13 protein-coding genes are annotated in these 14,913 nt (G+C 34.1%); 7 read left to right on the top strand and 6 right to left on the bottom strand.

Annotated features, from left to right (window positions below; genetic code table 11):
• Positions 1–9 precede the first annotated feature (9 nt).
• The 4 genes from OO775_RS01725 to OO775_RS01710 form a co-directional block, all read right to left on the bottom strand.
• A complete protein-coding gene (locus OO775_RS01725; RefSeq protein WP_264845287.1) occupies positions 10–3,192 on the bottom strand; it encodes a SusC/RagA family TonB-linked outer membrane protein in 3,183 nt (1,060 codons plus the stop codon).
• A gap of 386 nt (positions 3,193–3,578) precedes the next feature.
• Entirely contained in the window at positions 3,579–3,962 is a 384-nt protein-coding gene (locus OO775_RS01720; RefSeq protein ID WP_264845286.1) for a DUF2752 domain-containing protein, read from the bottom strand.
• Positions 3,952–4,272, bottom strand: coding sequence for a CD225/dispanin family protein (locus OO775_RS01715; RefSeq protein WP_264845285.1), 321 nt, complete (start codon positions 4,270–4,272; stop codon positions 3,952–3,954). Before OO775_RS01715 ends, OO775_RS01720 begins: the two co-directional genes overlap by 11 nt.
• A 70-nt stretch (positions 4,273–4,342) precedes the next feature.
• On the bottom strand, positions 4,343–4,930 hold the full coding sequence (locus OO775_RS01710) for a thymidine kinase (protein WP_264845284.1): 588 nt from the start codon (positions 4,928–4,930) through the stop codon (positions 4,343–4,345).
• Positions 4,931–5,003: 73 nt separating this feature from the next.
• On the opposite strand from OO775_RS01710, the gene OO775_RS01705 reads away from it, so the two are divergent.
• Positions 5,004–5,660, top strand: a complete 657-nt coding sequence (locus OO775_RS01705; RefSeq protein ID WP_264845283.1) for a DUF8457 domain-containing protein — start codon at positions 5,004–5,006, stop codon at positions 5,658–5,660.
• Positions 5,660–6,331, top strand: a complete 672-nt coding sequence (rsmI, locus tag OO775_RS01700) for a 16S rRNA (cytidine(1402)-2'-O)-methyltransferase (RefSeq protein ID WP_264845282.1) — start codon at positions 5,660–5,662, stop codon at positions 6,329–6,331. The genes OO775_RS01705 and rsmI overlap by 1 nt, the downstream gene beginning before the upstream one ends.
• Positions 6,332–6,657: 326 nt before the next feature.
• On the opposite strand, the gene OO775_RS01695 is transcribed toward rsmI, so the two are convergent.
• Positions 6,658–8,922, bottom strand: a complete 2,265-nt coding sequence (locus tag OO775_RS01695) for a TonB-dependent receptor (RefSeq protein ID WP_264845281.1) — start codon at positions 8,920–8,922, stop codon at positions 6,658–6,660.
• A 212-nt stretch (positions 8,923–9,134) separates the two neighbouring features.
• Positions 9,135–9,596 carry an HYC_CC_PP family protein gene (locus tag OO775_RS01690; protein WP_264845280.1) on the bottom strand — a complete coding sequence of 154 codons (462 nt, stop codon included), beginning with the start codon at positions 9,594–9,596 and terminating at the stop codon, positions 9,135–9,137.
• 96 nt (positions 9,597–9,692) lie between these two features.
• Here OO775_RS01690 and OO775_RS01685 point away from each other — a divergent pair, with 96 nt between their 5' ends.
• From OO775_RS01685 to gldA, 5 genes are all read left to right on the top strand, one after another.
• Complete coding sequence (locus OO775_RS01685) at positions 9,693–9,932, top strand: FeoA family protein (RefSeq protein WP_264845279.1); 240 nt, start codon at positions 9,693–9,695, stop codon at positions 9,930–9,932.
• The gene (gene feoB, locus OO775_RS01680) at positions 9,919–12,045 is read left to right on the top strand and encodes a ferrous iron transport protein B (protein WP_264845278.1); all 2,127 of its coding nucleotides are present in this window, start codon (positions 9,919–9,921) and stop codon (positions 12,043–12,045) included. Before OO775_RS01685 ends, feoB begins: the two co-directional genes overlap by 14 nt.
• A gap of 75 nt (positions 12,046–12,120) precedes the next feature.
• Positions 12,121–12,303, top strand: coding sequence for a CAL67264 family membrane protein (locus tag OO775_RS01675; RefSeq protein ID WP_264845277.1), 183 nt, complete (start codon positions 12,121–12,123; stop codon positions 12,301–12,303).
• Between the two features lie 66 nt (positions 12,304–12,369).
• Positions 12,370–13,941, top strand: coding sequence for an NADP-dependent glyceraldehyde-3-phosphate dehydrogenase (locus tag OO775_RS01670; RefSeq protein WP_264845276.1), 1,572 nt, complete (start codon positions 12,370–12,372; stop codon positions 13,939–13,941).
• 31 nt (positions 13,942–13,972) lie between these two features.
• Positions 13,973–14,869, top strand: coding sequence for a gliding motility-associated ABC transporter ATP-binding subunit GldA (gene gldA, locus OO775_RS01665; RefSeq protein WP_264845275.1), 897 nt, complete (start codon positions 13,973–13,975; stop codon positions 14,867–14,869).
• The last annotated feature ends 44 nt before the right edge of the window (positions 14,870–14,913 follow it).

Genomic DNA, 14,913 nt, shown 5'->3' with positions numbered 1-14,913 from the left:
CTATATATTTTAGTTAATATTAAGTTGAACTCCTAAATTAAATACACGTTGGGTTGGATATTTCAATCCGCTACCACTACCCATTTCGGGATCCCAATGTTTGAATTTAGAAAACGTAAGAAGATTGTATCCACTCATATAAATTCTCAATTTATTGAGTGTATAACCAATTTCAGCATTTTTAAGTTTTAAAAAAGAAGCATCGCGTAACCAAAAAGAAGAATTAACGGTGTTATTTTGGTGAGAATCTTTGGTAAGTCGCGGATAATCTGCATAAATATTTTGATTTTCTTTGCTCCAATGCGAGTCAGCAACCCATTCTAATACATTTCTGCGTGTATTTGTACCAAATGGGTGAAAGTCTTGCATCATCAAAGATGTATTAGCAACTCCTTGAAAAAGTACTCCACAATCCCATCGTTTATATTTAATATTAAATCCTAATCCGTAAACTATTTCGGGTGTTTTAGGATTTCCAAGCCACACTTGGTCATTTTTATCAATTTGTCCGTCGGTAATACCATTTTTATTGGGTATATCTTTGTATTTAATGTCTCCAGGAGCTACATTACCACTAATTTTTTGTTTAGAACGTGCATCAATTTCTGCTTGGTCAATAAAAAATCCTTCTGCTAAATATCCTTGCCATAGCTCTAATCTGCTACCAACATTTATCAAATTAGGATAATCTTGCCCTTCGGGTTCATCATATTTTAAAATTTTGTTTCGAGCATATGTAAATGTTCCTTTGACAGAGAACCAAAAGTCTTTGTTCATTTGTTTTTCATAAGAAACATCAAAATCAAATCCTTTATTTTCTACAGCTGCAGAATTGGCAAACACTTTACTATTACCAGTTCCTAAGTAATTAGGGATAGTGTATCTTTGTTGAAAGATATTTGTTCTATGTTCTTTGAATACATCAAAAGTAATATGCAGCCCTTTGAGTAAATCGGCATTAAATCCGATATTAATTTTCTCACCTACTTCCCAAGTAAGGTCATAATTAGCAAATCGGTTATAAACAGGACCACTTAGGCTATAATTTTGGTTTAACCCAGTAGTATAACCTCTTCCTTGCAAGTTGATGCTTGGTAAGTAAATAAAGCGCTCACTACCTATTTGGTCATTACCTACTAATCCCCAAGATGCTCTGAATTTCAAATCTTGAACAATGTTTTTCAAAGGTTCAAAAAATTTCTCATTACTAATAGAATATCCAACCGCTATGGAAGGGAAGAAACCAAATCGATTTCCTTTAGCAAAATTTTCAGAACCATTATATCCTGCATTTACTTCAAACAAATAGCGATTATCATATGCATATGATAAACGAGCTGATATACCTTGCTTACGTTTCGGTAGTGCGTTAATCATACGATTGTACGCTTCTTTATGGTGTGTGTTATTTATGTTATAATCAGTTTGGTTATATACAAACATCGCATTAAGAGCGTGTATTCCTGCAAAAGTCGCATCGTAGTGTAATGCTGTTTGTATATAGACTTTTCTGTCGCCTCCGCTATAACTTGTAGTTTCTAATGTAGGAACTACTTCTGTACCATTTAGTTTAGGATAAAGTGTATAGGTTCCGTCAGGATTTCTATTATATCTCTCCAATGAATATGTATTGTAAGGAGCGTTACGATGATTCTCTGTCGAAGAATAATTTTTAAAAGATGCCAAAGCATTAAATTTTAAACCTTCTAACAAAAAATTTAATTTTTGGTCAAATTCTAAACTCGCAATAACCGTGCTTTCAAAAGCATCATTGTATCCGCTAACTAAACGTGCCACAGGATTATAAGCCGATGTATTCAGACCATAATAAGCACCCCATTTATCGTGTAAAGTTACACCATCAGATGGATATATGATAGGATAATCAACTGGATTTGTATTCATTGCAAAACCAAAAAGTTCATCCATTTTCACATTAGGTTGTCTTCGGTCATTGAGTTGAGCATTCAATCGCAATGTTATACGTGTGATATCTGTTAAGCGGGCATTGATATTATTATGAAAATTATATCGATTTATATTGATGTTGTTATCATAAGAACGACCATAATTACGTGCTAAACCACGAATCATACCACTTTCACTATTCATAGAAGCATTTAAAAAGTAATCGACTCTTTTAGTTCCTCCCCGTACATTAAAATTTATTTTCCGCGCGTATGAAGTATTGGTAAAAAGTTCTTTATACCAATTTACATTTGGATAAACATAAGGATTTAGTCCTTGTTCTGTACCCATTATTTGCTCTTGTGAATATGGAATTATTCCTGAAGATAAGTTATCAACGGCTTCATTATACAAACGCATATATCTGGCGCCGTCAACAAATTTTGGAATTTTTGTAGGTTGAGAAACATTCGTTTCGATACGAATGTTAATTTTTGGCTTTTCTAAATTTTGCCCCGATTTGGTAGTAACGATCATGACCCCATTAGCGCCACGTGTTCCGTAAAGAGCTGTAGCTGTTGCGTCTTTCAAAACAGAAAAACTTTCAATTACCTCGGGGTCAATAGCATTTAAATCCCCTTGTGATACCTCTATACCATCTACAATAATAAGAGGAGACCTTACACCACTAATTGTAGAAATCCCTCGAATGTAAAAATCAGCTCCATCAGCTCCTGGTTGCCCAGTACGCTGATATGCTATAACTCCCGCCATACGTCCAGCGAAACTTGCTGACAAATTTGAAGAAGGAACTTTCAAATCAGAAACTTCAACTGTCTGCACCGAACCTACAACACTTGTTTTCTTTTGCTCTCCTCCAAAGGCTGTCACAACAACTCCTGTTAATTGTTCTGCTTCTTCTTTTAAAACTACGTTGATAATTTTCTTACCTCTTACAGAAACTTCGGTTGTTTGATAACCCAATGAAGAAAATACCAAAACAGCTCCTTCTTCTACACTGATTTTATAATTTCCTTCTAAGTCGGTAGCCGTACCTTTCCCTGCCACTCCTTTAACAAGAATATTTGCTCCTGCAACAGGAATACCTTGTTCATCACTAACAATTCCTTTTACTTCAATAGTTTTTTGTTGATTAGGATAATTGTAGGAATAAATTTTACCCCCCTCCGTATTTTTAGAAAAAACTACTCCAAAAGGATGTAAAAACATACTCCATAGTATCAATTGATACCAAAAAGGAGCGAAAAAAGACTTTTTAATCATTTTACTTCTGTTTTATTTGGTTAATATTTGGTTTTTATATTTTTTGTAAATATAGTTTTCTAATAAAAATATTTAATTTTGAAAGTAAAATAATAAAGATGCTATTTCTTTAAGTATCTTGATTTTTTAGAAAAGGTTTTATATTTCTTTATGTCTTATGTAGTGCAAAGTTATAATAATTTATATAACTACAAAATAAATTTAAATAAAATTTTTTAAGTTTATTAAAAATATAATACATATACAATTTTATCTAAAATAACCATAGATTTTTTACTAAATGCAATTAACCATTCATAATTTTCACATAAAAGATAAAGAAACAAAATTCCCATTGACAAGTTTGACCTTTATCAATGGGAAATACTTTTATTTGTACAACAAAATTAAACGAGATTTCTACCAACCCAATAAATAATGATGATGCTAAAAACAATCCTAATGGCTTTTTCTCCAAAAAGGCGTCTTCTCCATTTCAATTGCGTTTCAGAAGGTTGTTTTATAGAGGTAAATACTAAATTCAGTATAATATAAGGCACAGCCAAAACTAAAAGAAGATTTTCTTTTATTGCTCCTAAAATATTCATATTCAGCACATTGTGGATAGCTCTTTGAGAACCACACCCTGGACACAATAATCCTGTTGCTGTTTTGAAAGGACATTTTGGAAAAAGAATACTATCTAAGGGATTATAATTCTTATACAGGAAAATAATAATTGATGCCAACATCAAAACACTCCCCCAGATAAAAAATTTTCTAAAAATCATAAACCCCATTAGCAATAGCTGCTGCTATAATTAGGACATATAATACAATGGTAATAACATAAAAAACAACTCCACTTATGGCTGCTATGATTGTCCATTTTTTGGCATTTTTAGAAGCGTTGTTTGCTCCTTCAATATCGCCTGCATAAAACGCTTTTTCCACTTTTGTTGCGTTAATAATTCCAACAATACCGAAAGGCAAGCAACAAAAAATGGTTGCTAAAATAGACTCTACCAACCAAGACTTAGGAGGCACTCCTACATTGCGAGATTGCTCATGTGAGAAATTTTGTACAGAATTTGTATCCATAATATATTAAAATTTTAGAATGATTTTATTTTGCAAACATACAACATTTTTTATGAAATTAAAAAATATATTAAAATTTTTTCTTTTGAATTGCTTTAAAATAAGCTGCACGACTAAGAGGCTCATAATCATCGTGTTCACCTACCAGAAGTTGTTTTTCATCATCGTTTTTTCGATAGCTGTAATGTGCCAAATTGCCTGTACGCGTACAAACGGCATGTACTTTGGTTACATATTCGGCAGTAGCCATAAGAGCAGGCATCGGTCCAAAAGGTTTCCCTTGAAAATCCATATCTAATCCTGCAACAATAACTCGTATTCCATTGTTAGCCAAGTCGTTACATACCGAAACAATTTCATCATCAAAAAATTGTGCTTCATCAATCCCTACAACATCACAACCATCTGCTAAAATTCGTATATTTGCAGCGGCAGGGACAGGCGTAGAGCGTATCTCATTGGCATTGTGAGAAACCACGTTTTGGTCATGATAACGTGTATCTACCGAAGGTTTAAAAATTTCTATACGCTGTTTAGCAAACTGAGCGCGACGCAAACGACGAATAAGTTCTTCGGTTTTGCCTGAAAACATAGAGCCACAAATAACTTCTATCCAGCCAAATTGTTCTTTATGATTAACGGGATTTTCAAGAAACATTTTCAAAAATTTGAGAGGACAAAGATAATTAAAATAAAACGAATATTCAATACTATTTAAAATAAAACCATTTATGAAAGAAATTGTACAACAAGAACTTCTTGCTTTGGCAGAAAAAATTATCCGAAATGCAAATCAACTGAATGTGAGCACCTTACAACAAGAAGCTCGCCTTTTGTATGAACGAGCTGTTATATTAGAATACCTAACAATCAATCATCCTAAGAAGACAGAAGCAAATATAATTTCTCCTAAAACCAATGAAGTAAAAGGCTTTGGTGCGGTTAATCGACAACCTAATTCGTTTTTACAAGAACCAAAAACAATACAGAAAACCGAAAGCTCTCAGCCAATATTTCCTTCTGTGAATGACATTGTTCAAAAAACTCAACAACCTACATTGGAAGATATTCTGGCAAATGTCCCAAAAGAACCTGTTTTTGAACAGAAAAATCCATCGAAAGAAGTTAATCAAAAAACATTGAATGATATTGTTTCAAACAAAGCAATTCAGTTCGGACTCAATGATAGAATCGCTTTCATTAGTCATTTGTTTGAAGGCAATGAACGTGATTTTTCCGAAGCGATTAACGCACTCAACAACTTAAATTCAGAACAAGAAGCTATTCGTTTTATTCAACAAAAAATAAAACCTGTTTTCAATAATTGGATTGGCAAAGAAGAGTATGAAGAACGATTTGTAGAAGTTGTAAGTAAAAGATTCAGCTAATGGCAAAATTATACCTGATACCTACACCTATCGGTAACTTGAACGATATAACATTGCGAGCCTTACAAATACTGACCAATGTGGATATTATCTTGGCAGAAGATACACGAACTAGTGCCAAGCTATTACGCCATTTTGATATAAAAACACCAATGCAATCGCATCATATGCACAACGAACATAAAACGCTGGAAGCGATTGTTCAACGTATCAAAAATGGAGAAAACATAGCACTAATAACTGATGCAGGTACGCCTGCCATTTCTGACCCAGGGTTTTTACTGATCCGCGCTTGCATTGGACAAGGAATTGAAATAGAGTGCCTACCTGGAGCAACCGCTTTTGTTCCAGCGCTTGTAAATAGTGGTCTTCCTAACGACCGATTTGTTTTTGAAGGATTTTTGCCTGACAAAAAAGGACGACAAACACGTCTACAAATGCTCAGTCAAGAAAGTCGCACTATGATTTTCTACGTATCGCCGTACAAACTTGTAAAAACGTTACAAGATTTTATATCAAATTTTGGAGCAGAACGCAGAGCAAGCCTCTCACGAGAACTTACCAAAATACACGAAGAAACACGGCGAGGAACACTTAGCGAACTACTTTTGCACTATGAGAAAAATCTGCCCAAAGGAGAAATTGTACTTGTTGTGGAGGGGAGAAATTAGTTTTGTTTTTTTGATAGAATTTTACTAAATTATTCTGGTAACTTAGGTATTCTCTCTCTATACATAGGTGAAGAGAGTGTTAGCAAAAAGGCTTCCAAGGCTTTTATTTCTTCTTTGGAAAGGTTTAGTGGTTTAAGTAAAAATCGGTTGTAGGAAAAAGCGGGTCATCTTTCTGTTTTTCAGTAGGTTTGGGTCGAGGCATACCTGTGTTGTACATTTGTATAATTCCACTCAAATTGGGCATAAGCCCTTATTTTAAATAAAAAATCCCTGCGATATTAAATTCACAGGGATTTTAAAAGCAAAAAATTATTATGATAGTACCTTTATTTCTTATTAAATGTCAAGTGAAAACGCAATCCTGCATAAATCATTCGTCCAAAAACAGGAGCATAAACCATTGAAGTATCAAAATATGCACCAAAAGGGTCATCACTTGCCAAAATAGCATTTTTTTGTTTATAATTAGTCAAATTTTCACCTCCTAAGTAAATTTCAAAATTGTCTGAAAAAGCACGTGTTATCTGCGCATTCATTACGTTATAAGGCTTAGTATAATCCGAAAGACGATACGCTTGCGGATTGGTTGCTGTTGAAGGCAATCGCTGTTCTCCTACTCGATTAAAGGTGTAATCAAAACGCCATTGGCGACCTTGTTTGATAGGTGTATCATAAGCTAAATTAGCAAAAAATCGGTGTTTTGCTTGTAGTGGTTGTGCCTTTTTGCCTGATGTATAATCAGTTTTAACATCGTAATATTTGTAAGCTACTTTCAGGTTCAAACCTTTCAATATCTGGTAATTTATTTCGGCTTGTAGGCTATTGGCATAACTTTTCCCTTCCAAATTGTAAAAAGAAACCAAACGAGGATTTTCCCAATCGACCACTACCTGATTTTGAAAATCTGTTCGATAGAAATCGACCGAAATATCACCTTCGCGCTCTGCCAATTTAAATCCTTGTAAAAATGAAACTCCGTAATTCCACGCTTTTTCAGGATTTAATCCGTAGGTTTTCCCACTTTGATTCATCAAGTTTACCTTACGAGCCGATGAAAAAAACTTCTGATTTTCAGCAAAAATATTAGCAACACGTCTTCCTTGTCCTACGGAAAATCGCAATACTCCTTTGTTCCAAGGCATATAACGCATATGTAATCGAGGTGTAACAAAAAATCCTAATCGGTTGTGGTAATCAGCTCGAAGCCCTGCTGTAAAGCTAAAATTGGTCGTATTATCATACGCATATTCAAAGAATGTTCCTACTCCATAATCATTTCGGTCATAGTTTGTTGGAGTAGCATTTACATTAACAAACTCATCATATCCGTCAAAAGTTGTTGTAATTCCTGTTGAAAATTTGTTAAGTGTATTGCTGATAATTGAGCTAAAAATAACGTTGAAATATCCACTATGTTGGCGAATATCATACTGACTTCGTCCAAAGTATGAAACTTGGTCATAATACTTATAAGCTCCCTGAAAACCAATGCTTTGAAATCCCAAATCTTTCCATACATAACCCGTTTTGGCAGCTACATTGAATTGATTTGTTTTGATATTGCTCCCCCAAATATTATACGTTGGGCTATATAATTCTGTACGGAAATTTTTTTCTCCTGTGGTACGCTCATCAGTGAAAAAATGGAACAAAAGTTTCGATTCCCAACCCGTTTCACTGTTAGTGTACTGCCATCTATTCATCACATTGAATTGATGTCCCAAAGGCATATCTAAAAAACCATCATAATTCATATCCGAACGCATATTTTGATGGTTGCCGTGCAGATAAAATCCTGAATGCCAATGTTCTGCAACTTGCCCATTCAGATGTGTATTCAATTCTAATCGACCTTCGTTAGAGCCATACAAATTTAAGAAAAAAGGCTTATCCGTAGGTGGTTTTACCAATTCAGTATTTATTTGTCCTGCAATACTTTCGTACCCGTTAATAACGCTTCCAGCTCCTTTTATTATTTGAATTCCTTCCACCCAAGTTCCAGGAACAAAAGTCATTCCATATACTTGCGAAGCTCCACGTATGGAGGGGATATTCTCTTGTGTCATAAGCAAATACGGACTTGAAAGTCCTAACATTTTAATTTGTTTTGTTCCTGTCAAAGCATCGGAAACACTAACATCAACCGAAGTATTGGTTTCAAAACTATCAGAAAGGTTACAACACGCTGCTTTTAAGAGCTCGCTGCTATTTATATTGATAACATTAGCTGTTTTATGATATAATTTTTCAGTAGATTTTCGTTTTTGAACAACCTCAACACCATCTAACTGATTTGCATCTTCTACTAAAGTTATGGTAATATACTTCATAGGGTCGTTAATGATTATTGTCTCTGTTTTGAAACCTAAATAACTAATTATCAGCTTTTTTTGTTCTGGTTTATATGGAATCATAAAACGTCCATTTTCGGCTGTTGTTGTTCCGATAGCTGTTCCTTGCCAATATACCTCAACCCCAATAGCAGGCGTTTCGTGTCCATTTTCGTCAATAGTAATTTTACCTTGTACAAAGGTCTGTGCGTACAAAATAGCACTACAAAATAGGGTAATAAATGTAATATATTTTTTCATATGATATAGCGTTGCAAGAAGCATTTTCTTGCAATATTTCTTTGTTAATAACTTGATTTTTAAATAAATAGGATTTATCAAAATAAATATACGTAACTTTTGCAACTCATTTTTTATAAATTATGATTTTTGAGTTGCTTGTTAATTACAAACAATATTCATTTGAACAATAAAATCATTGACAATTACAAAAATAATCGTCCGATATTGCTTTAACAAAGAAATTGCTCAGCAAGAATAACAATATCCTTGGTAAGCAACATAGAAGAATAATTGAGGAATGAAACTTCTTTTCGAGTAATAACAATCTTATTTTGTTGAAAATAAGATGTTTTTTTGATAATTGTTTGGTAAGATTTTTCTACTTTTTTTACATCATACGAAACCTCAACCAAAGCATTGGGAATACTTTGAGATGATATAGTTGTCGTTGCACAACAATCAGAATGTTTAGTAAGTGTAATTTGAGTAGAAGTATTACTCGCTTGACAACATTTCTTCGAAGATGCTTGGTTCATTTCGCAATTATCCACTTCACTTTTTGAAGAAAACGAAATGCTATTAAGCTGATTTTCACAGAAATGTAAATCAATAGAAACACCTACTGACGAGGTCAGTATCAATAACGACAACAAAATTGCCGAAACTTGATGTATAATAGATAAGCGTTTCATTGAGGGCAAAGATATAAAAAAAATTAAATAAAACAAATTTTTTATTTTATTATGAAAAAATAGTATATTTGCAGGTTTTAAAAAGTCTAAATAAAAATGATTTTAACTGATTTGAAAAAAGGAGAAAAAGCTATCATTACTCAGGTTGATGAGAGTTTACTCCCTATGAAACTTTTCGAATTGGGGTGCGTCCCTGAAAATACGATTGAAGTACTTGAAATTGCTCCTTTGGGCGACCCTATTTATATCAAAATAGACACTAGCTATCTTTCCATAAGAAAAGAAATGGCACGATACATATACGTAGAAAAATTGGACACAAATGCAACATCATAACGAAATAAAAGTCGCTCTTTTGGGCAATCCTAATACAGGAAAAACATCTATTTTTAATCTACTCACAGGACTTAACCAGCGAGTGGGAAATTATCCAGGTATTACTGTTGATAAAAAAATAGGTTTTTGTAAACTCTCACAAACTCACAAAGCCCGTATTTATGATCTTCCTGGCACATATAGTCTCAATCCGAGTTCACTTGATGAGAAAATTGCTGTTGAAAACTTGCTCGACAAAGAAAATATAGATTACCCTGACATAGTGGTAGTGGTTGCTGATGTAGAAAATCTTAAACAAAATTTACTCCTTTTTACACAAATCAAAGATTTACAAATACCAACAATCTTGGTATTAAATATGGCTGATCGAATGCAGAAACAAGGCATTTCAATGAATGTACCTGTTTTAGAATCATTACTTCATACAAAAATTGTTTTACTCAGTACACGACAAAAAACAGGAATTGACCAATTAAAATCATTACTAATAGATTATCATAATTTACCCCTGACTCCCTGCATTGATATCAAACAAATTGATACAAAATATTTTGAACAACTCAGAGCCAAATTCCCGCAAGAAAATTTATACAAACTCTGGCTCATTATTACTCAAAATTATGACCCAGTAAGTTCTATCCGAAAAAAAATTCTCCAAGATGAAAGTTTTGTAAAAACAGAAAGCGAACTTAAACGCCTACAACAACGCGAAACCATTCTCCGCTATCAAGTAATCAATACGGCTCTTAAACAAACACAAGTGATAGACATAAATGCTGCTACTGGGCTACGTGCGCGCCTTGACCGTATATTGCTACACAAGGTTTGGGGATATGTTATTTTTGTACTAATATTATTGGCTATTTTTCAAGTAATTTACAATGTCAGCCAATACCCAATGGACTGGATTGAAGAAGGCTTCGCTAACTTGGGTAATTGGCTCAATACGATTCTCCCACAAGGACCCGTTAGCGATTTGCTTGTCAATGGAGTTGTTGCAGGAATAGGCGGAATTGTTGTTTTTGTTCCACAAATTGCATTTTTATTCTTATTTATTTCTATCTTGGAAGAAAGTGGGTATATGAGCCGAGTGGTTTTTCTTATGGACAGAATCATGCGCCCTTTTGGGCTTAGTGGCAAAAGTGTTATTCCACTTATTTCAGGGGTAGCTTGTGCTATCCCAGCAGTTATGGCAACACGTAATATTGAGAATTGGAAAGAACGCCTTATTGCTATTTTGGTAACACCTTTTGTTACGTGTTCGGCGCGATTACCTGTATATCTTATTATTATAGCTCTTGTTATCCCCGATGGGCAATTTTTATTTTTCGGATACAAAGGTTTGACCCTATTCTTGTTATACGTAGCAGGGGTTGCTATGGCAATTTTTTCTGCTTGGATTTTAAACAAAACCCTCCGATCAAAAAACACCTTTAAGTATCATTTTATTGTTGAAATGCCCAATTATAAAGTACCTCTTGCCAGAAATGTTGCTGTAATGATTTATGAAAAAACCAAAGCGTTCGTTTTCGGAGCAGGGAAAATAATCTTGGCAATGACTGTAATTATTTGGTTTTTGGAAACTCACGGATATAGTGATGCTTACAAAAATGCCGAAACTCATTCTGAAAAAATGGCTGAAAAAAATAATTGGTCAGACCAAGAAAAAGAGAATTACTTAGTTGCTTATAAAACTGAAAATTCTCTTTTAGGAAATATTGGAAAAATTGTAGAGCCTATTTTTGCTCCCATAGGATACGATTGGAAAATCAGCATTGGAGTTTTGTGGTCATTTGCAGCACGTGAGGTCTTTGTAAGTACAATGGCCACTATTTATTCGCTTGGCGAAAATGTCAATTTGGATAATGAACAAGCACAACGAGGAATAATCTCTCGTATGAAAGCTGAACTACGCCCCAACGGAACTCCTGTATATTCACTTGCTACGGGTATTTCAATACTTATTTTTTATGCTTTTGCTATGCAATGTCTTAGTACGCTTGCTATTGTTAAAAAAGAAACTAACAGTTGGAAATATCCTATTATTCAGTGGGTAACAATGACTGGTTTTGCTTATATACTTGCACTAATAACATATCAATGGCTTAAATAAGATATATTCAGTATATTATGTATCAATTAAAAAAACTTATGTATCTTTGTCCTGTGAAATAAATCAAAAAAGATTATGAGTATGAATAAAAATACCGTATTAGGATATGCCACTTTAATAATGATCGTATTTGGTTTGGCACTTATTGCCTTGGGTGTGTTTCGTTATAAAGACGTTGCTGGTTGGGGTTTTGGTGTTACTGGATTAGGATTCTGGGCTATTGCTTGGGTTTTTGATTCGCTTAAAGGACGCGTATAGTGATAATATTCAAAGAAAAATTCAATTTTTAGAATAAATATTTAAAACATAAATAACCGAAAAACAATGATTCCAAAAGAATTTCAAATAGAACCTTTGCATCAAACTACCTATTTGGTCAATGGCGAACTCAGAGAGTGGAAAGGTGCATATGACAATGTATATTCAACCATTTCATCAACGAAAGAATATCAACCTACCTTAGTTGGAACGGTTCCTCATTTGGGCAAAGAAGAAGCTCTCGAAGCTCTCGAAGCCGCTTGCAATGCCTATAATAAAGGAAAAGGAGTATGGGCTACTATGAAGGTAAAAGACCGCATTTTATCTTTGGAAAAATTCTTAAAACAGATGCAAACCAAGCGTGAAGAAGTCGTAAAACTGATGATGTGGGAAATTGGTAAAAGTCTGCCCGATTCTTACAAAGAATTTGACCGAACTATCGAATACATACAAGATACGATAGAAGAATATAAAAAACTTGACCACGATTCAGCTAAGTTTATCAAGCGTGATGGTGTATATGCCCATATACGTCGCGGACCTTTGGGCGTAGTACTTTGTTTAGGTCCTTACAATTACCCTCTGAATGAGGCTTTTGCGCTTCTTATTCCAGCTCTTATTATGGGTAATACAGCCATTTATAAACCTGCCAAATACGGAGTATTGTTAATGGCACCTCTTTTGGAAGCCTTTCGAGATTGTTTTCCAAAAGGTGTTATCAATGTGATTTTTGGGCGTGGTCGCGAAATAGCCTCTCCTATCATGGCAACAGGTCGTATTGATGTATTGGCACTCATCGGAAATAGCAAATCAGCAATCGCTCTACAAGATGCTCACCCCAACAAAAATCGTTTACGGTTAGTACTGGGCTTAGAAGCCAAAAATCCAGCAATTATTTTGCCCAATGCCGATATGGAACTAACCATTAACGAATGTATCAGCGGAAGTTTGTCATTCAATGGACAACGATGTACAGCACTGAAAATTATTTACGTACACGAATCTATCAAAGATACTTTTCTACAAAAATTCTCCCAAAAAGTAGATGAATTAAAATTTGGCAATCCGTGGGAAAAAGATGTAAAACTAACACCTCTTCCCGAAGTTGAAAAACCCAATTATATACAAGCATTGATAGACGACGCACTATTAAAAGGAGCAAAAATACAAAATCAAAAAGGAGGTGAACGTACTGAAAACTTTATATTCCCCGCTGTACTAAGCCCTATTACTGAGCAAATGCGGGTGTATAAAGAAGAACAATTTGGTCCTGTGGTACCTGTCAAAACTTTTGCAAATATTGACGAAATTATTGACGAGATGGCGCGCTCTAACTACGGACAACAAGTTAGTCTTTTTGGTAAAGATGTATATGAATTATCTCCTCTGATTGACAATTTGGTTAATCTTGTTTGTCGAGTGAACCTCAATAGCCAATGCCAACGAGGTCCTGATGTATTCCCTTTTACAGGAAGAAAAGACTCTGCTGTGGGAACCCTTAGTGTGCATGATGCGTTGCGTTCATTCTCAATACGTACTTTTGTAGCTTCAAAAGATAATGCATCAAACAATGCTATTTTAGAAGATTTGCTACAAAGAGGTGCTTCCAATTTTATCAGTACTGATTTTATTTTATAATATATTGATACTAACTCTTTGATTTTATAACATGTCAATCAAGGTAACCAATCTAACAAAAGTATATGGGCAGCAAACTGCTGTTAATTCCATTTCTTTTTCTTTGAAAAAAGGTGAAGTAACTGGTTTTTTAGGACCTAATGGCGCAGGAAAAACAACCACAATGAAAATGCTTACTGGTGCGTTATTTCCAACTGATGGGGCAATACAAATTCTTGATTTTGACATAGAAAAACAACTCATTGAAGCTCAAAGACATATTGGTTATTTGCCTGAACACAATCCATTGTATTTAGAGATGTATGTACGCGAATATTTGCAATTTTCAGCTGATATTTACAAAGTAAAAAAAGAACGCATACAACAGGTAATCGAACTGACCAAACTTGTTGCAGAATCACATAAAAAAATAAGCCAACTCTCCAAAGGCTATCGTCAACGGGTTGGATTAGCTTCTGCCCTATTACACAATCCTGATATTCTTATTTTAGATGAACCTACCACAGGACTTGATCCCAATCAAATACTCGAAATACGACAGATAATCAAGAACTTAGGTAAGGAAAAAACTATTTTGCTCTCATCACACATTATGCAAGAAATTCAAGCAATGTGTGATAGAGTAATTATACTTCACAAAGGAAATATCGTATTAGATAAACCTATGGCAGAACTGCAAAACAAAGAACAAACGATTGAAGTTTTATTCGATTATCGAGTAGAAGAACAGATTTTGAGAACAATTCCTAATATAAAAGCAGTAGTCAATAATTATGAGTTTTTTTATACACTTACTTTTGATACAAATGTCGATATGCGTTCGGTAGTTTTCGATTTTGCTACTCAAAACAGCCTGAAAATATTGCAAATCAATCATAAACATCAAGATTTGGAAGATATTTTTGCTCAATACACTCGTCAAGAATAATTTTTTAACATAAAATCTTCGTCTAAAACAATACTTCTTATTTT

It is taken from the genome of Capnocytophaga catalasegens, assembly GCF_026005215.1.
Taxonomy (GTDB): domain Bacteria; phylum Bacteroidota; class Bacteroidia; order Flavobacteriales; family Flavobacteriaceae; genus Capnocytophaga; species Capnocytophaga catalasegens.
The sequence above is the reverse complement of the archived record's forward strand: the minus strand, read 5'-3'. Positions and strand labels throughout refer to the sequence as shown.